The organism is Streptomyces rubiginosohelvolus, assembly GCF_014649875.1.
Classification (GTDB): domain Bacteria; phylum Actinomycetota; class Actinomycetes; order Streptomycetales; family Streptomycetaceae; genus Streptomyces; species Streptomyces rubiginosohelvolus.
The window spans coordinates 1-16,167 of record NZ_BMTW01000022.1 but is presented as its reverse complement, the minus strand read 5'-3'; the positions used below and the strand labels follow the sequence as shown (position 1 = coordinate 16,167).

Below are 16,167 nucleotides of genomic sequence, written 5' to 3'. Positions count from 1 at the left end.
GAAAACGCTCTCCGGGGTGTCCGGAACCATCCCGGTACCAGAAAGTTGTCCCCGCGATCCCCAAGGGTCGCGGGGCACTGGTGTCGGCCTACTACCCTTGAGGCGTGACTATTCGCCTGCACGACACCAGCGCCCGGCAGATCCGTGACTTCGTCCCGCTCACCGCGGGCTGTGTCTCGATCTACCTCTGTGGCGCCACCGTCCAGGCAGCACCGCACATCGGCCACATCCGCTCGGGTCTGAACTTCGACATCATGCGCCGCTGGTTCACCTACCGCGGCTACGACGTCACGTTCATCCGGAACGTCACCGACATCGACGACAAGATCATCGCGAAGTCCGCCGACCAGGGCCGCCCCTGGTGGTCGATCGGCTACGAGAACGAGCGCGCGTTCAACGACGGCTACGACGTGCTCGGCTGCCTGCCGCCCACCTACGAGCCCCGCGCCACCGGCCACATCCCCGAGATGATCGAGATGATGCGCGGCCTGATCGAGCGCGGCCACGCCTACGAGGCCGACGGCAACGTCTACTTCGACGTCCGCTCGCTCCCCGGCTACCTGGAGCTCTCCAACCAGGAGCTGGACGATCTGCGCCAGCCCTCCGGCGACGGCGAGACCGGCAAGCGCGACCCGCGCGACTTCGCCATGTGGAAGGCCGTCAAGCCGGGCGAGCCAAGCTGGGAGACCCCGTGGGGCCGCGGCCGGCCCGGCTGGCACCTGGAGTGCTCGGCCATGGCCCACAAGTACCTGGGCTCCGCCTTCGACATCCACGGCGGCGGCATCGACCTGATCTTCCCGCACCACGAGAACGAGATCGCCCAGGCCAAGGCCTACGGCGACACGTTCGCCAACTACTGGGTGCACAACGGCTGGGTCACCCTGGCCGGCGAGAAGATGTCGAAGTCGCTGGGCAACTCCGTCCTCGTCAGCGAGATGGTCAAGCACTGGCGCCCCATCGTCCTGCGCTACTACCTCGGCACCCCGCACTACCGGTCGATGATCGAGTACAGCGAGGAGGCCCTGCGCGAGGCCGAGTCCGCGTTCGCCCGGATCGAGGGCTTCGTCCAGCGCGTCACCGAGAAGGTCGGGGAGACCGTCGCCCCCGCCGCCGAGGTGCCGCCCGCCTTCGCCGAGGCGATGGACGAGGACCTGGGCGTCCCGCAGGCGCTGGCGATCATCCACACCACCGTCCGCCAGGGCAACAGCGCGCTGGCCGCCGACGACAAGGAAGCCGCCGCGGCCCGCCTCGCCGAGGTCCGGGCCATGCTCGGTGTCCTGGGCCTGGACCCCCTCGACCCGCAGTGGGCGGGCGAGGGCGACCGCGGCGAGGACCTGCACGGCGTCGTCGACACCCTCGTGCGCCTCGTCCTCGACCAGCGGCAGTCGGCCCGCGCCCGCAAGGACTGGGCCGCCGCCGACGCCATCCGCGACCAGCTCAACCAGTCCGGCCTCGTCATCGAGGACAGCCCCACCGGCCCCCGGTGGACGCTGGGACCGCGCTGAGCGAACCTCTGAGCAGGGCAATGGTGCCGCCCGGCGATCCGGGCGGCACACTGATGAGACGTACACGATCCACACCCGCGTGTGGATCGAGGATTTACAGGAACAGGTAGGTCATGGCCGGGAACAGCCAGCGCAGGAACCGCCGCACGTCCAACAAGAAGGGCGCGCAGGTCGGCAGCGGTGGCAAGCGACGCCGTGGCCTGGAGGGCAAGGGCCCGACCCCGCCCGCGTCCGCCCGCAAGGGACACAAGAAGAACCGGGTCGCCAACGCCCAGGCCAAGCAGGCCGCGGCACGCCGCCCCGCGCCCCGGCGCGGCGGCGTCAAGGGCACATCGGAGATGGTCGTCGGCCGCAACCCGGTCTACGAGGCCCTGCGCGACGGCGTCCCCGCCGTGACGCTGTACGTCCAGCAGTACATCGACAACGACGAGCGCGTCCGCGACGTCCTCAAGCTCGCCGGCGACCGCGGCACCATCAACCTGATGGAGGCCCCGCGCCCCGAGCTGGACCGGATGACGAACGGCCTGAACCACCAGGGCCTCGTCCTCCAGGTCCCGCCGTACGAGTACGCGCACCCGGACGACCTGCTCGCCGCCGCCGACGAGAACCACGAGGACCCGCTGATCGTCGCGCTGGACGGCGTGACCGACCCGCGCAACCTCGGCGCCATCGTCCGCTCGGTCTCCGCGTTCGGCGGCCACGGCGTCGTCGTCCCCGAGCGCCGCGCGGCCGGCATGACCGCCGGAGCCTGGAAGTCCTCCGCCGGCACGGCGGCCCGCACCCCCGTCTCCCGGGTCACCAACCTCACCCGCGCCCTGGAGGGCTACCAGAAGGCGGGCCTCACGGTCGTCGGCCTGGCCGCCGACGGCGAGCACACGGTGGAGGACCTGGAAGAGCTGGACGGCCCGGTCGTCATCGTCATCGGCAGCGAGGGCAAGGGCCTCGGCCGCCTCGTCGGCGAGACCTGCGACTACCGGGTGCGGATCTCGATGCCGGGCGGCGCCGAGTCGCTCAACGCCGGTGTCGCCGCGGGCATCGTGCTGTACGAGGTGGCGCGCCGCCGCGCCTAGAACGCCGGGCGCTCGCCCGTCGACAGGCCCGCCCGCCGGGCGAGTCGACGGGCGAACGCCGAACATCCATCCAGGATGCCCGAGTTTGGCCTGATCTTGACGGGTCTCGGACACATCCGGTGCGGTCAAGGCAGTGTCCTAAACACACATCACTCGGTTAGATGAGTGTGGACACCAGAACGCCTCGGTTCGACGAGCAACCCGCCCTGAGCATGACCAAGGTGGACAGCGACCCCGCGCAGGTCATCGTCAACCACGCCAGCTTCCGGGTGCAGCTCGCCCCGGGCCAGCGCGCACGGCTGCGCGGTGCCCCCGCGGATACGGCCCGCATCCCCGCCATGAGCGGCGCCGGCGGAGGCCGCAGGCGGGCACCCGTCGTCTGGAGCGGCAAGTCCGCTCCCGGCGACCCCGGTGCGACGGGACTCCTCCAGGCTGTGCGCAACTCCACCGCCGGACACCTCGACGCCGGACTCGGCGCGGCCCCCGGCGGGCACGGCCACGAAGCGGGCGCGACCCAGGTCATCCCGCTCCTGGAGGAGACGCAGCCCAACCCCGTACTGACCGCCCCCCACCAACCGGCCCGCACCGGCCCCCTGCTGCCGCCCATGCGGCAGGCCGTCGGCGCGTACGACGACCCGCTCGACGGACCCGGAGGACCCGGCGACGACTACAACGACGCCGACTCCCCGGACTCCGACGAAGCCGACTCCCGCGCCCGGCGCGGCACGGGCGACCCCGTCCGGCACGCCTACTACCCCGGCCACCGGATGAACCTGGGCGTGGTCCTGCTCCCCATGCGGGTCCTCCTCGGCTTCATCTCCATCTACGCCGGCATGGGCAAGCTGTCCGACCCCGTCTACTTCGACGGCGGCGAGCGCGGCTCGATGGTCAAGTGGCTGACCTCCCTGCACCCGTGGGCGGTGGCCGAACCCCTGCGCGACTTCGCGCTCTCCCACCCGGTCGGCGCCGGACTGACCGTCGCCTTCCTCCAGGTCGTCGTCGGCGTCCTCACCGTCCTCGGCCTCTGGCAGCGGGTCGCCGCCGCGTTCGGCGCCCTGCTCTCCGCCGCGCTGCTGGTGACGGTCAGCTGGCGCACGGTCCCCGTGTACGACGCCCCCGACATCATCCTGCTGGCCGCCTGGAGCCCGCTGATCATCGCCGGCGCCCCCGTCTACTCCGTCGACGGCCGGCTCGCCGGGGAAGCCTGGCGCAAGCTCGGCCCCCGCTCGGAGATCTGGGACCTGCGCCGCCGGGTGCTGCGCCGGGGCACCGTCGTCGCGACCGTCGTCGTCGGCCTCACCCTCCTCGTCGGCTCCATCCTCGGCGGCGCGGTCCGCTCCACCGAGGTCGTCACCGTCCCCGGCCGCAACGACAACCCCACCAACCGCCTCCCCGGCATGCCGCTGCCCCAGGAGTCCACCGGCGAACGCCAGGCCTCCCGTACCCCGGAGCAGCAGCGCGGGCCGGACCCCACCCCCTCCGGAGCGGCGAGCACCCCCGCCACCGGCCAGGCCAGCCCCGGCGCGACCCGCGACTCCGGCGGCGGCCAGAGCACCGGCCAGGGCACCCAGCCCAGCCAGACCCAGGGCACCGGCCAGGCACCCCCGCAGCAGACCACCCCGCAGCAGCCCCCGGCCGCCACCAGCGCCGGACCCACCTCGTCCGGCTCCACCAGTGGCGACGGCTCCACGGGCGGAGGCGGCGAACCGGCCCCCACCGGCGGCTCGACCTCCTCCGGCGGCGAAGGATCCACCTCGGGCGGCGGCGGCGGCCGGAACCCGATCGGCGGCCTCCTCGGCTGACCCGCACGGCCACGCGACAAGGGCGGCGCCCACCCGGTTCTCCTGCCGGGTGGGCGCCGCCCTTTCGCGCGTGGGTACGGGCGGACCGTCAGACGCCGTGGGACCCCAGCTCGCGGGCCGCCTCGGTCAGATCCTTCGCGGTGTCGATGGCCCGCCAGTACGCCCCGTTCGGCAGCGGATACCCGGCCAGCCGGCGCTCGCGGGCGAGCCGGGGGAACGTGGTCCGCTCATGGTCACCGCGGTCCGGCAGCAGCTTCGTGAACGCGGGCGAGAACACGTACACCCCGGCGTTGATCAGATACGGGGACGGCGGCGACTCGATGAAGTCGGTGATGTGCCCGAACGCGTCCGTCTCCACCGCACCCCACGGGATGCGCGGCCGGGCGAGGGCCAGGGTGGCGGTGGCGTCGCGCTCCGCGTGGAAGGCCGCCATCTCGCGCAGCGAGAAACGGGTCCAGATGTCACCGTTCGTGGCGTACCACGGCTGATCCGCGTCGGGCAGCCGCTCGGCCGCGTACCGCAGCCCGCCGCCGCGCCCCAGCGGCTCGGTCTCCACGACGGTGGTGACCCGGAGCGGCAGGACGGCCTCCTCCAGCCACTCCTGGAGCACCTCGGCCAGGTGCCCGCAGGAGACCACGGCGTCGGTGACTCCTTCGGCGGCCAGCCAGGACAGCTGATGGCCGATGATCGGAGTCCCGGTCCCGGGGATCTCGACCATCGGCTTGGGGCGGTCGTCGGTGTACGGCCGCAGCCGCGACCCCTGGCCACCGGCAAGGATCACGGCCTGCGTCGGATACGTATGCATGGCAGGCACGATATGCGGTGCCCGCCGACGGAAGGCGGCGCTCGACCAGAACGCCCACCGGACTCAGCTTCCGGGGCTCAGCCTCCGGGGGAATCAGCTGAACGACTCAGCTGAACTGGGCGACGCCGGAGGCGAACGAGGTGTCGCAGACCGGCCGGGAGAAGCGGTGCGCCCGGGTCGGGCCGTACTGCTCGACGGCCGCCTTGCCGAGCGCCCTGGCGATCGACATGCAGTGGCGGGCGAGCGACGGACGCTGCTCGACGGCCCGCTGGAGGCCCGTGAGCGCGGCGCCCGGGTCCTTCTCCTGGAGCTCCACGAGCAGCTTCTCGCGCAGGACGTCCTGCGGGGCGTGCGGCTTCGCGGGCTTGGACACGGTCTCCGAGGAGGCGGCCAGCAGCTGGGAGTTGTTGTCCGACTCCGCCCACTGGACGCTGGTGACCGCGAGGGTCCCGGACAGAACCATGACGACGGGCAGGACGAGAGCGAGGGATCGGCCGATGCGGCGCGCGGTGTGGGTCACGCAGCGAGCGTAGCGGCCGGTGATGACTTGGCGACAATTCGTCACCCTCGCGGGGGATGGTTCGACGCGTCCTTTCGAATACGAGGTTGACGACCCGGGGTGAAATGCCCAGTGTGCCGGGGTATTTGACGCGACCCCGCGCCGAAACCCAAACCCGCCGGGACCACGCAAACGGCCCCGCGCCGCCGGGCGTTGCCGGGGGACGCGGGGCCGTGCGTACGGCAGGAGGCGGGTCAGTTGGTGAGCCGCTCGCCGGTGGAGGTCGCGAAGACGTGCAGCTCGTCCGGGCGCGGGACGACGTGCAGCTCGGTGCCCTTCTCCGGGACGGCACGGCCGCCGACGCGGACGACCAGGTCCTTGTGCTCGCCGCCGACCTGCGTGGAGCCGTAGACGAACCCGTCGGCGCCGAGCTCCTCGACGACGTTGACGGAGACGGCGAGGCCGGCCGGCTCGTCCGAGGCGTCCTTGGTCAGCGACTTCGCGGCGGCGCCACCGTGCTCGACGATGTCGAAGTGCTCGGGCCGGATGCCGACCGTGACGGTGGTGTCACCGCGGTCCGCGGCGGCCGAGAGCGCCTCACGCGACACCGGCACCACGCTGTTGCCGAACTTCACGCCACCGTCGGTGATCGGGACCTCGACGAGGTTCATCGCGGGCGAGCCGATGAAGCCGGCGACGAAGAGGTTGGCCGGGCGGTCGTACATGTTGCGCGGCGAGTCGACCTGCTGGAGCAGCCCGTCCTTCAGCACCGCGACCCGGTCGCCCATGGTGAGGGCCTCGACCTGGTCGTGGGTGACGTACACGGTGGTGATGCCGAGACGGCGCTGCAGCGAGGCGATCTGCGTACGGGTGGAGACACGGAGCTTGGCGTCGAGGTTCGACAGCGGCTCGTCCATGAGGAAGACCTGCGGCTCCCGCACGATGGCCCGGCCCATCGCCACACGCTGACGCTGACCACCGGAGAGCGCCTTCGGCTTGCGGTCCAGGTACTCGGTGAGGTCCAGCATCTTGGCGGCCTCTTCGACCTTCGCCCGGATCTCGGTCTTGTTCACACCGGCGATCTTGAGCGCGAAGCCCATGTTGTCCGCGACGGACATGTGCGGGTAGAGCGCGTAGTTCTGGAACACCATGGCGATGTCCCGGTCCTTCGGCGGCAGGTGCGTGACGTCGCGGTCACCGATGCGGATCGCGCCGCCGTTGACGTCCTCGAGACCCGCGAGCATGCGCAGGGAGGTCGACTTGCCACAACCGGAGGGACCGACGAGGACGAGGAACTCACCGTCCGCGATGTCGATCTCGAGCTGGTCCACAGCCGGCTTCGTGGAGCCGGGGTAGACGCGGGACGCCTTGTCGAACGTGACACTGGCCATGATGGATCTTCTCCTCAACCGGCAGGAACGTGCCGGACGATCCGAGTAGGGAGTGGTCTGGTCCACTGAGTGAACCTGCGGTGACGCTACCTGGCCTTTCCCGATCTGTCAGTAGTCCGGAGCACACGGAAATCGCGGACGCCGGAGGTCCGGCGTTGGTTAGACTGCTCCGGCACGCCTCCTTAGCTCAGCTGGCCAGAGCAACGCACTTGTAATGCGTAGGTCGTCGGTTCGAATCCGACAGGGGGCTCACCGTGAAGCCCAGGCCGGATCTCCTCCGGCCTGGGCTTCTGTCGTTGGTCTGCCGTGGGCGGGCCTATGTTTCCCAGGGCCGCGGGGGCGGGGTCGGCGTGGCGGTTGTTCAGGCGCGGTTCGGGGTGCCGATGGTCAGTTCCACCTCGTCCTGCTTCCGCGCGATCCCCTTGACGGTCCAGGCGCTGTCGTCGATGGGAGTGCCGGCCGCGGTGGTGTAGGCGGCGACCGTGAGGGTCGGGCCGGTCGGGGAGCCGGGGTGGAGTTCTGCCGCGGTGGCCGTTCCGTCGGAGAAGCGGAGGTGTACCTCGATCGGCTCCGGGGCCGCCGCGAAGGCCGCCGGGTGGGGCAGGCCCTGGAGGCGGCAGCGCGCGCCCGGGAACAGGTGGGTGTGCGTGCAGAGGGCGAGGTAGGCGTCCGGTTCGGTCATTCCGGGCTCCCGGGGCGGGCGTGAACGGGCCTTCAGTATGGGCGGAGCGGCGGCTTCGGAGGGGGCGGCTCTCCGGTGCGTCCGCCGGGTGGGGGCGGGCGGCGTCCTTTCGGGGGGCTGACAGAATGCGGGCATGGTTCCGTCGTTGCAGCTCGACACCCAGGTCGCCCCCGGGTGTACCACGCTGGTCATCTCTGGTGAGTGCGACCAGGACGATGTGCAGGTCCTGGAGCAGGCGCTCACGGTGGTGGTGGAGGACTCGCCCCCGGTCCTGATCGTCGATGTGTCGCGCCTTCTCTTCGGCGACTCGGTGCTGCTGCACTTCCTGCTGTCCGCGCAGCGGGCGCAGACGGCTGCCGGGGGGCGGCTGGAGGTCCGGGGGCCGCTCGCTCCCGCGGTGGAGCGCCTGCTGCGGGAGACGGGCACCTATGCGGCCTTCACCGTCACGGGTGCCGGGGACGCGGCGTGAGGCGGTGACTCGGTGCGGCGTCCGGCCGGGATCGTGTGTCGGTCTTCGCCGCGGGAGCGGGGTCCTGCCGGTCCGGTAGGTATTTTGAGACGCGGAGCGGGTAGCGGGGAGGGTCAGACCCTGTTGACCGGGCGAGCACGATTCTGTACGGAGAGGACGAGGTGGGCCGATGTCCGAGCTGACGGACGGGGGCTCCCGCCTTCCGGAGTTCTCACCAGCGGACGGGGGCTCCCGCCTTCCTGAGGTGTTCCCGGTGGATGAGGGCTCCCGCCTTCCGGAGTTCGATCCTGAGGCCGTCGGCGTACGGAGTCCGGGGCCGGAGAAGCGTTCCGTACGGATCGCCGCTCCCCTGAAGGCCCGGGACGCGCGGGCGGAGGTGAGCCGGCTGCTGGCCGGTGTGGCCGGTGAGAGGTGCGTCAACGACGCGTTGTTGGTCGTCTCCGAGCTGATCTCCAACGCGGACCGTCACGGCGGCGGGCTGCGTGAGTTCGCCGCGGGTGTCGAGGACGGGCACCTGTGGCTGGAGGTGGCCGATCACAGTGAGGTGCTGCCGGAGAGTGCCGCCCATGATCCGCTGGTCCCGGGTGGCTTCGGCTGGTCGCTGGTGCGGCGGTTGTCCGCCGACGCGCGGATCAGGCCGTGGCCGGCCGGTGACGGACCGGGCAAGACGATCGTGGTGTCCCTGCGGCTGGAGTGAGGCGCGGGCGGCCGGTGGTGTCGAAGCGCGTGCTTGATCGTTCAGCCGGGGGGTACACGCCCGTCACCCGGACACCGAGGAAAGATCGATGAGCAGCAGTGCGACGGCCGACGAGCAGGGCGGCTCGGGGACCGTGTGGTACCGGCGGGCCGCGTCTTCGGACGGTGGTGAGCTGGCGGTTTCGCTGGCGCTGTCCGACGGCAGGGCGTTGGTCACGGCGGTGGGCGGCATGGAGTGGCGGTGCACCTGGCCGCTGGAACAGGCCCTGGACCACGAGTGTCTGGCGGCCACGTCGGAGACCTGGCTCGACCTTTCCGGTCTGGAGTTCGCCGACTCCTCGTTGCTCCATCTGCTGCTGGATTCACAGCGTGTCCACCGGGCCAGGGACGCCCGTCTCGTTCTGGCGGGGGCTCTTCAGCCGGTGGTGGAGCGGCTGTTCACGGTGACCGGCACGGACGCGTTCTTCGTACGTACGCCGCTGTAGCGGTACGGACGCGTTTCTTCTTGCGTACGCCGCTGTAGCGGTACGGGTGTGGGTCAGGCGTCGCCGTCGAGTCCGGGTGAAGGTCTTCCGTGGTCTCCGGGGCGGGTGGTCGCTCCGCTCGTCGTGCTGCCGGGGACGAGATGTTCCAGGGTGCCGGTGAGGCGCAGGATCCGGTCGACCGTGGGGTGGAGGCGTTCCAGGTTCAGGGTCACGCGGGCGGCCGTGCAGCGGCGGTGGAGCATCAGGAGGGCGGCCAGGCCCATGGAGTCGAGGCCGTCGATTCCGGAGCAGTCCAGGTGCAGTACGTCCGGGGCGGGGATCTGGTCGAGGTACCGGGTGGCGGTGACCAGGAAGTCGTCGCAGGTGTCGTAGTCCAGGTAGCCCTCCGCCCGTACCCGGACGCTCCTGGTGCTCGGGGTGGGGGCGGGCGTGAGGGTGAAGGGGGACGGGGCGGACCTGTAGGGCGGCATCATGCGGGGTTCCTGGTGTCGGTGCGGTGGACGGGGCCTGCACCGGTCAGGTGGTCCGTCGCCTGGTCGATCATGCGGGTGGTGCGGGGGAAGTCCTTGAGCTCGGCGCGCAGGAGGTCCAGCGCCGGGACGAGTGAGTGGGCGGGCACGCCGCGCGCGTCGAGGATGCGTGCCGTCCAGGCCAGGAACCCGGTGAACAGGTCGGCCCGGTCGAGGTAGAGGGCTGTGGCCAGGAAGTGGACGATGTGGGCGATGTCCTCGGCGGTGCGGTCGTGCTGGGCGCGGCTGTAGTCCCGCATCGGGGGAAACCGTTCCGCCAGGCCTGCCATGACCGTGCGCACGAGTGCCGGGCGGGTGCGGGTGACCAGGGTGTACTCCTGGTCGGACAGGTGGGGGAGGTCGTCGACGGGCTGGTGCGGCGACGCGGGCCGGGGGAGGGGGCCTTCGTGGAGGCGGGCGGCCGCGGTCCGGGCGTCGGGGGCCCACAGGTCCGCGCCGAGCAGGGCCGCGTACTGTCCCCGGTCGCCGAAGGCGGCTCCGCCGACCATGACGGGGGTTCCGGTGGCCTGTACCGCGGTGATGGCCGCGTGCGCGGTCGGCAGGTGGGTCGCGATGGAGCTGGAGAGGGCCACGGCCTCCGGGCCGGTGCGGTGGATGTGGGAGATCAGGTGGTGGGTGGGGACTTGGGCGCCGAGGTAGTCCACGTGCCAGCCGCGCAGTCGGAACACCTCCGCCACCAGGCGGGCGGGCAGGGCGTGCCACTCGCCGTCCACGCAGGCCACGGCGAGCCGTCTGGGCTGCCCCGCGGGCCGGGTGCGGGTGCGGTGGGACAGGGCGGCGATGGCGCGGTCGTTGATCGCGGTGGCCGCGTGTTCCTGGGCCACGGTGAAGCGGTTGGCGGCCCATTCCTCGCCGACTCTGCCCTGGACCGGGGCGATCAGGTCGAGCAGGATGCTCTCCGGCTCCCAGCCCTCGTCGAGCGCGCGCAGGACGAGCCCGGTGGCGGCGTACTCGTCGCCGTCCGTCACGGACTGCCACAGCTGTTCGATCCAGGGTGCGGGGGCGAGCGGGGGAGCGAGCGTCATGCGGTGAACCTGCCCCGGGTGTGGCCGTCCACCGCGCTGAGGTGGTGCGAGCGGGGTGCCGCGATGGCCATGACGGCCATGTCGTCGTGGGCCCGGTCGCCGGTCCACTGGGAGGCGAGCATCTGCACGTGTTCCACGACGGCCTCCGCCGGCATGCCCGCGCAGTGGGAGAGCGCCTCGGTCAGCCGGGCCTCGCCGAACATCTCGTCGCCGAGCGGGCCGCCTCTGGCCTCGGTGATGCCGTCCGTGTAGAGGAGGCAGAACTCGCCGGGCGCCAGGGCCGTACGGCTCGTGGTCGCGGCGGCGTTCGGGAGGACGCCGACGACCGTGCCCCGGGAGGGGACCGGTTCCACCGTGCCGTCGTTGCGTACGACGAGGGGTGCGGGGTGGCCGGCGCTGGTCACCGCGAGGTGTACGGATCCGGCCTTGCGCAGGGTGGAGACCAGGACGAGGGAGGCGAAGCGGGTGTGGTGCGAGCTGAGCAGCGCCCCGTTCAGCAGGTTGATCATCCGCTGGTGGTCGTCGGCCAGGGGCAGCAGGGCGTGCAGCGTGTTGCGGATCTTCCCGGTCAGCACGGCGGCTTCCAGACCCTTGCCGCATACGTCGCCCAGCACGGCGAGGGAGGCTTCCGCCTCGTCGGCGGCCGGGTGCACGTCGTAGAAGTCCCCGCCGACGCGCTCGTTGTTCTTCGACGGCCGGTAGCCGCCTGCGAACTCCACCCCGGCCAACCGGCGCAGGACCGGCGGCATCAGGTCCTGCATCAGGGTGTGGGCCAGGGAGGACTGTTCCGCGTAGAGGCGGGCGGCCGACATGGCGGCACCGGCCCGGGCGGCGAAGATCCGGGCGAAGACCTCCTCCTCGCTGCTGAAGGCGGCCGACGCGTCCCGGCGCAGCAGGACGAGGGCCCCGGCGGGGACGCCGTGGCCGGGCAGCGGCGTCACGACGATCGAGCCGATCGGGCCGAATCCCTCCGGCTCCAGCCAGGCGGGGGCGGAGGCGGGGTCGATCCAGCGGGACGGGACCGGGGGGAAGCCCTGGAGCGCCTCGGCGAGCCCGGGCACCTCCTCCGGGTCCTCCAGCCGTATGGCGGAGTGGGGCTGCCCGTCGCGCAGACAGGTCACCACCGGGTACCTCTTGCCCGTGCGCGGTGTGATGACGAGGGCCGCGTCGGCGAGGTGCTGGGCCGCCAGTTCCGCGGTGACGTCCATGCACCGTTCGAGGTTCAGCGACGACAGCAGTGCGTTGGACGCCTCGCCGAGGAACGCGCTGCGCTGCCGCTCCGTCCGCAGCGCCTGGCGGGCGAGGCGGTGGTCGGTGTCGTCGACCAGCCACCAGACGGCTGTGCCGTCGGTGTGGTCGCTCGGGTGTGCTTCGAAGTCGCGGTCGCCGATGGTGCCGCTCAGAGGTGCGTCGTCCACCGGTCCGGCGGCGCGTCGACGGTGCCCCTGGTCCAGCCAGTCGATCCCGGCTTCGGACAGGGGGCGGCCCCGGCGCAGCCGAGGTATCAGGGCCTTTGCGGCGTCGTTGTAGAGGCGGACCGTGCCCAGGTCGTCCACCATCAGCGCGGGATACGGAGCCGTGTTCCACGCCGAGGCTTCGAGGGGCTCGGCCGTGCGGGCCGTGGGGACCTGCGGAATTGACGTCACATCGGGGAGAGCCCGCTGGGCGAACTCCTCACCTCATCCGGTCGGGAATGTTGTCGTTCGGCAACCATCCACCCTCGTGGTCCCCGCTGGCAAACCTTCCCGGTGGCCGGGTCGGGTTGTGCCGAGGTGGCGCGCCGGGGGTGTCATCTGGCATCGGAGTGGTGCCATCTCTGGCCCTTGTGAGGGTTCCGATGGCGCCGCCGCCTATCTGTTCGTTGCGTTCTTGCAGGTAGGAGGGGTTTTGCGAAGCGCGGTGCCAGGTTGGCTCGACGTGGTGCCATTCATGTGCCATGATGGCGTCATGGACCTCACCCCCTACGTCGACCATCTCCGGCGGGAACTCGCCGTCGCCGCGGATGCCAGCGGTGACGAAGCCCGTGCCCTCGCCGAGCGGCTCAGTGCTCCCCTGGAGTCCGCCGCCCGGCTGACCCTGCTCAACGTGCTCTCCGCGGCGATGAGCGATGTCACCCGGGAGCTGGCTCCCGGCTCGGTCGACGTGCGGCTGCGCGGGCTCGATCCCGAGTTCGTGGTGACACCGCCGCCGGCCCCCGAGCCGGTGCGGGAGGAGCGGGAACCGGTCGCGGCGCCCGTCGTGGCCGCGCCGCCCGCGGCGGAGGCCGACGACGGCACCATGGTGCGGATCAACCTCCGCCTCCCCGCCCACCTCAAGGGCCGCGCCGAGGGTGCGGCGGCGGCGGAGGGCCTGTCGGTCAACGCCTGGCTCGTACGGGCCGTGTCCGTCGCCCTCGACGGCGGGGGGCGCGCGAGCGCACCGGGCCGGGGCAAGGACTCGGGCGGTCGCGGCTTCACCGGCTGGGTCCGCTAGCGACCGGGAGCGCCGGCTCCCTCTCACCCTTTCACCGGCGGATCGCCGATCCGGCCGACGTAACCGATCGCTCATCAACTCACCGAGCCAAGAGGACGGGACAGCCATGCCTTCTTTCGACACCCCTGAGCCGATCTCCGCCGTCGTCGAGCTGGACGCCGGCACCGCCCGTATCACCGCCGGCAAGCGCACCGACACGGTCGTCGAGGTGCTGCCGGGCAACGGAGCCGACCAGGACGACGTACGCGCCGTGCAGCAGACCCAGGTCTCGTTCTCGGGCGGTCGCCTCACCGTCAAGACCCCGAAGAAGCGGTCCCTGTTCGGCAAGCCGGGCTCCGTCGTGGTGAGCATCGAACTGCCCGCCGGGTCCGACGTGCGGGGCACCTCCGCCCTGGGCGGCTTCTTCTGCGAGGGCTCCCTCGGCGAGGTACGGCTGAAGACCTCGCTCGGCGATCTCCACGTGGACGAGGTGGCCCGCGCCGAACTCACCACCGACCACGGCGACATCCGGCTGGCGCGCTCCACCGGGAACGCCGAGGCCGTCGGCTCGGGCCGGGTCGAGATCGGCTCGGTCGCCGGGGCGGCGGTCGTCAAGAACGGCAACGGTACGACCGAGATCGACGAGGTCGGCGGGGAGCTGAAGGTCAACGCGGCCAACGGCGACGTCTCCGTGGGCGTCGCGCACGGCGATGTCGTCGCCAAGTCCGCCAACGGCCGGATCGAGATCGGCGTCGCCCACGCCGGGGTGGAGGCGACCTCCTCCAACGGCCGCATCCGGGTCGGCGACGTGATCCGTGGGCGGATCGCCCTGCGGACGTCGGTCGGCGACCTCGAAGTGGGCATCCACGAGGGCACCGCCGCCTGGCTCGACCTGAACCCCAAGTTCGGCACCGTACGCAACGCGCTCGGCGCCGCCGCCGGTCCCGAGGACTCCGACGAGACCGTCGAGGTGCACGCCCGGAGCGGGGCCGGCGACATCATCGTCCGCCGCGCCTGACCCCGCGCGGGGCGTCCGGGGGGCCCGGGGGCCTCGGGGTCCGGGCCGAGGTGGCCCGGCCAGGCCGGAGGGGGCCCGGCCAGGCCCGACGCGGACCGGCCAGCCCCGCACCGCCCGGCCCCGCCTGGCCCCGTACTGCCCGGCAGCCCAACCCCGCCTTGCCCCGCCTGGCTCGGCCCCGCACCATCCTGCAGCTCAACACCGCCAGGCCCGCCTGGCTCGGCCCGCACCTGCCAGCAGCTCCACACCGACTGGCACCGCCCGGCTCGGCCCCGCACCAGCCGACAGCTCCACACCGCCCGGCACCGGCCGGCGGCTCAGCGCCGCACTGCACCGGTCAGCCCAGCCCCGCACGCCCGCCCGGGCGTGTGCCACCCGGCAGTCCAACTCCGCCCCGGCACAGCAGGCTCGGCCCCCTGGCGCCCGGCAGCCCGACTCCGTCCCGCACAGGCCAGTAGCCCGACCCCGCCCAGGGGCCTCCGGGCCCAGCCCGACGCGCCCCGGCCCGGCCAGCACCGCCCGGTCCGGCCCCGTACCACCCGGCAGCCCACCCCGGCCTGCACCGGCCGGCTCGCCCCCGCACCACCCCGGCAGCCCAACTCGGGCCGGCCCGGCATCTCGACACCGCCCGGCAAGCGCCCGTCCCGCCCCACCCCGCTCGACCCACCACTCGCGAAAGGGAACCAGCATGACTGTCACCCGGGCCTCCGCGCCGCGTGCCGCTCAGGCCGCGACGCAGGCGATCACCGCCACCGGACTGCGCAAGTCCTACGGCGACAAGGCCGTCCTGGACGGTATCGACCTGACCGTCCCGGCAGGCACGGTCTTCGCTCTGCTCGGCCCGAACGGCGCGGGCAAGACCACCGCCGTCAAGATCCTCTCCACCCTCATCACCGCCGATGCCGGTGACCTGAGCGTCGGCGGACACGATCTGGCCACCGATCCGCAGTCCGTGCGGGCCGCGATCGGTGTCACGGGGCAGTTCTCCGCCGTCGACGGGCTGATCACCGGCGAGGAGAACATGCTCCTCATGGCCGACCTCCACCACCTGCCCAAGGCCGAAGGACGACGCGTCACCGCCGAACTCCTGGATCGTTTCGACCTGGTGGAGGCGGCGAAGAAGCCCGCCGCGGGCTACTCCGGCGGTATGAAGCGTCGCCTCGACATCGCCATGACCCTGGTCGGCGGGCCCCGCATCATCTTCCTCGACGAGCCGACCACCGGGCTCGACCCCCGCTCCCGCCACACCATGTGGGGCATCATCCGCGGCCTGGTCGCCGACGGCGTCACCGTCTTCCTCACCACCCAGTACCTCGAAGAAGCCGACGAACTCGCCGACCGCATCGCCGTCCTCAACAACGGAAAGATCGCCGCCGAGGGCACCGCCGAAGAACTCAAGCGGATCGTCCCCGGCGGACACGTCAAGCTCCGCTTCACCGACCCGGGCGCCTACCGCTCCGCCGCCTCCGCCCTGGGCGAGGCCGTCCGCGACGACGACGCGCTGGCGCTGCAGATCCCCAGCGACGGCAGCCAACGCGAACTGCGCTCCATCCTCGACTGGCTGGACTCGGCCGGTGTCGAAGCCGACGAACTCACCGTCCACACACCCGACCTCGACGACGTGTTCTTCGCACTCACCGCCTCCACCGTCCCGGCCCAGAACAACCAGCCCAAGGAGAACGCCCGATGAGCTCCCTCACCCTCGCCGCCCGCGACACCACCACCATGCTGCGCCGCAA

Annotated in this window: 16 protein-coding genes and 1 tRNA gene; 10 read left to right on the top strand and 7 right to left on the bottom strand. The window is 72.1% G+C overall.

Features of this window, described 5'->3' with window-relative positions; translation table 11 throughout:
- The first annotated feature begins 104 nt into the window (after positions 1 to 104).
- The 3 genes from cysS to IE134_RS31695 all read left to right on the top strand — a co-directional run bounded on the left by cysS (position 105) and on the right by IE134_RS31695 (position 4,377).
- Positions 105 to 1,505 (top strand): cysteine--tRNA ligase, encoded by a 1,401-nt coding sequence (gene cysS / locus IE134_RS31705; RefSeq protein ID WP_030720535.1) that lies wholly within the window; start codon positions 105 to 107, stop codon positions 1,503 to 1,505.
- 113 nt (positions 1,506 to 1,618) lie between these two features.
- Positions 1,619 to 2,575: a 23S rRNA (guanosine(2251)-2'-O)-methyltransferase RlmB gene (gene rlmB / locus IE134_RS31700; RefSeq protein WP_030720538.1), complete on the top strand. Its 957-nt coding sequence runs from the start codon at positions 1,619 to 1,621 to the stop codon at positions 2,573 to 2,575.
- Positions 2,576 to 2,736: 161 nt separating this feature from the next.
- Entirely contained in the window at positions 2,737 to 4,377 is a 1,641-nt protein-coding gene (locus tag IE134_RS31695; protein WP_229823790.1) for a DoxX family membrane protein, read from the top strand.
- Between the two features lie 88 nt (positions 4,378 to 4,465).
- Here IE134_RS31695 and IE134_RS31690 read toward each other — a convergent pair whose 3' ends face one another.
- The 3 genes from IE134_RS31690 to IE134_RS31680 all read right to left on the bottom strand — a co-directional run bounded on the left by IE134_RS31690 (position 4,466) and on the right by IE134_RS31680 (position 7,072).
- Positions 4,466 to 5,182, bottom strand: a complete 717-nt coding sequence (locus IE134_RS31690) for a nucleotidyltransferase family protein (RefSeq protein WP_010063545.1) — start codon at positions 5,180 to 5,182, stop codon at positions 4,466 to 4,468.
- 106 nt (positions 5,183 to 5,288) lie between these two features.
- Entirely contained in the window at positions 5,289 to 5,702 is a 414-nt protein-coding gene (locus IE134_RS31685) for a hypothetical protein (protein WP_126932602.1), read from the bottom strand.
- 233 nt (positions 5,703 to 5,935) lie between these two features.
- Positions 5,936 to 7,072, bottom strand: a complete 1,137-nt coding sequence (locus tag IE134_RS31680; protein WP_010063542.1) for an ABC transporter ATP-binding protein — start codon at positions 7,070 to 7,072, stop codon at positions 5,936 to 5,938.
- A gap of 176 nt (positions 7,073 to 7,248) precedes the next feature.
- Here IE134_RS31680 and IE134_RS31675 point away from each other — a divergent pair.
- Positions 7,249 to 7,322 (top strand) — tRNA-Thr (locus IE134_RS31675).
- Between the two features lie 111 nt (positions 7,323 to 7,433).
- Here IE134_RS31675 and IE134_RS31670 read toward each other — a convergent pair.
- On the bottom strand, positions 7,434 to 7,754 hold the full coding sequence (locus tag IE134_RS31670; protein WP_030720547.1) for a hypothetical protein: 321 nt from the start codon (positions 7,752 to 7,754) through the stop codon (positions 7,434 to 7,436).
- A 133-nt stretch (positions 7,755 to 7,887) separates the two neighbouring features.
- Here IE134_RS31670 and IE134_RS31665 point away from each other — a divergent pair, with 133 nt between their 5' ends.
- The 3 genes from IE134_RS31665 to IE134_RS34320 all read left to right on the top strand — a co-directional run bounded on the left by IE134_RS31665 (position 7,888) and on the right by IE134_RS34320 (position 9,404).
- On the top strand, positions 7,888 to 8,223 hold the full coding sequence (locus IE134_RS31665) for an STAS domain-containing protein (RefSeq protein ID WP_050513814.1): 336 nt from the start codon (positions 7,888 to 7,890) through the stop codon (positions 8,221 to 8,223).
- A gap of 253 nt (positions 8,224 to 8,476) precedes the next feature.
- Positions 8,477 to 8,920: an ATP-binding protein gene (locus IE134_RS31660; protein ID WP_189432457.1), complete on the top strand. Its 444-nt coding sequence runs from the start codon at positions 8,477 to 8,479 to the stop codon at positions 8,918 to 8,920.
- 88 nt (positions 8,921 to 9,008) lie between these two features.
- Positions 9,009 to 9,404 carry an STAS domain-containing protein gene (locus tag IE134_RS34320; protein WP_050513334.1) on the top strand — a complete coding sequence of 132 codons (396 nt, stop codon included), beginning with the start codon at positions 9,009 to 9,011 and terminating at the stop codon, positions 9,402 to 9,404.
- Between the two features lie 53 nt (positions 9,405 to 9,457).
- On the opposite strand, the gene IE134_RS31650 is transcribed toward IE134_RS34320, so the two are convergent.
- Genes IE134_RS31650 through IE134_RS31640 form a run of 3 tightly spaced genes read right to left on the bottom strand, consistent with a single transcriptional unit; the run spans position 9,458 to position 12,518 of the window.
- Positions 9,458 to 9,877 (bottom strand): STAS domain-containing protein, encoded by a 420-nt coding sequence (locus tag IE134_RS31650; RefSeq protein WP_229823789.1) that lies wholly within the window; start codon positions 9,875 to 9,877, stop codon positions 9,458 to 9,460.
- Positions 9,874 to 10,959 (bottom strand): cobalamin B12-binding domain-containing protein, encoded by a 1,086-nt coding sequence (locus tag IE134_RS31645; protein ID WP_189432455.1) that lies wholly within the window; start codon positions 10,957 to 10,959, stop codon positions 9,874 to 9,876. Before IE134_RS31645 ends, IE134_RS31650 begins: the two co-directional genes overlap by 4 nt.
- The gene (locus IE134_RS31640) at positions 10,956 to 12,518 is read right to left on the bottom strand and encodes a PP2C family protein-serine/threonine phosphatase (RefSeq protein WP_030720558.1); all 1,563 of its coding nucleotides are present in this window, start codon (positions 12,516 to 12,518) and stop codon (positions 10,956 to 10,958) included. Before IE134_RS31640 ends, IE134_RS31645 begins: the two co-directional genes overlap by 4 nt.
- 388 nt (positions 12,519 to 12,906) lie before the next feature.
- Here IE134_RS31640 and IE134_RS31635 point away from each other — a divergent pair, with 388 nt between their 5' ends.
- From IE134_RS31635 to IE134_RS31625, 3 genes are all read left to right on the top strand, one after another.
- Positions 12,907 to 13,431 carry a toxin-antitoxin system HicB family antitoxin gene (locus IE134_RS31635; protein WP_030720560.1) on the top strand — a complete coding sequence of 175 codons (525 nt, stop codon included), beginning with the start codon at positions 12,907 to 12,909 and terminating at the stop codon, positions 13,429 to 13,431.
- A gap of 106 nt (positions 13,432 to 13,537) precedes the next feature.
- Positions 13,538 to 14,428: a DUF4097 family beta strand repeat-containing protein gene (locus IE134_RS31630; RefSeq protein ID WP_189432453.1), complete on the top strand. Its 891-nt coding sequence runs from the start codon at positions 13,538 to 13,540 to the stop codon at positions 14,426 to 14,428.
- 688 nt (positions 14,429 to 15,116) lie between these two features.
- Positions 15,117 to 16,118 (top strand): ATP-binding cassette domain-containing protein, encoded by a 1,002-nt coding sequence (locus tag IE134_RS31625; protein ID WP_189432450.1) that lies wholly within the window; start codon positions 15,117 to 15,119, stop codon positions 16,116 to 16,118.
- The last annotated feature ends 49 nt before the right edge of the window (positions 16,119 to 16,167 follow it).

What these genes read in the sequence shown, in the direction of transcription:
- IE134_RS34320 (WP_050513334.1), top strand. Translation starts at nt 9,009, where the DNA reads ATGAGCAGCAGTGCGACGGCCGACGAGCAGGGCGGCTCGGGGACCGTG.
- IE134_RS31640 (WP_030720558.1), bottom strand. Translation starts at nt 12,518, where the DNA reads ATGGTGGACGACCTGGGCACGGTCCGCCTCTACAACGACGCCGCAAAG.
- IE134_RS31645 (WP_189432455.1), bottom strand. Translation starts at nt 10,959, where the DNA reads ATGACGCTCGCTCCCCCGCTCGCCCCCGCACCCTGGATCGAACAGCTG.
- IE134_RS31630 (WP_189432453.1), top strand. Translation starts at nt 13,538, where the DNA reads ATGCCTTCTTTCGACACCCCTGAGCCGATCTCCGCCGTCGTCGAGCTG.
- IE134_RS31680 (WP_010063542.1), bottom strand. Translation starts at nt 7,072, where the DNA reads ATGGCCAGTGTCACGTTCGACAAGGCGTCCCGCGTCTACCCCGGCTCC.
- IE134_RS31690 (WP_010063545.1), bottom strand. Translation starts at nt 5,182, where the DNA reads ATGCATACGTATCCGACGCAGGCCGTGATCCTTGCCGGTGGCCAGGGG.
- IE134_RS31650 (WP_229823789.1), bottom strand. Translation starts at nt 9,877, where the DNA reads ATGATGCCGCCCTACAGGTCCGCCCCGTCCCCCTTCACCCTCACGCCC.
- IE134_RS31670 (WP_030720547.1), bottom strand. Translation starts at nt 7,754, where the DNA reads ATGACCGAACCGGACGCCTACCTCGCCCTCTGCACGCACACCCACCTG.
- IE134_RS31625 (WP_189432450.1), top strand. Translation starts at nt 15,117, where the DNA reads ATGACTGTCACCCGGGCCTCCGCGCCGCGTGCCGCTCAGGCCGCGACG.
- rlmB (WP_030720538.1), top strand. Translation starts at nt 1,619, where the DNA reads ATGGCCGGGAACAGCCAGCGCAGGAACCGCCGCACGTCCAACAAGAAG.
- IE134_RS31665 (WP_050513814.1), top strand. Translation starts at nt 7,888, where the DNA reads ATGGTTCCGTCGTTGCAGCTCGACACCCAGGTCGCCCCCGGGTGTACC.
- IE134_RS31695 (WP_229823790.1), top strand. Translation starts at nt 2,737, where the DNA reads ATGAGTGTGGACACCAGAACGCCTCGGTTCGACGAGCAACCCGCCCTG.
- IE134_RS31635 (WP_030720560.1), top strand. Translation starts at nt 12,907, where the DNA reads ATGGACCTCACCCCCTACGTCGACCATCTCCGGCGGGAACTCGCCGTC.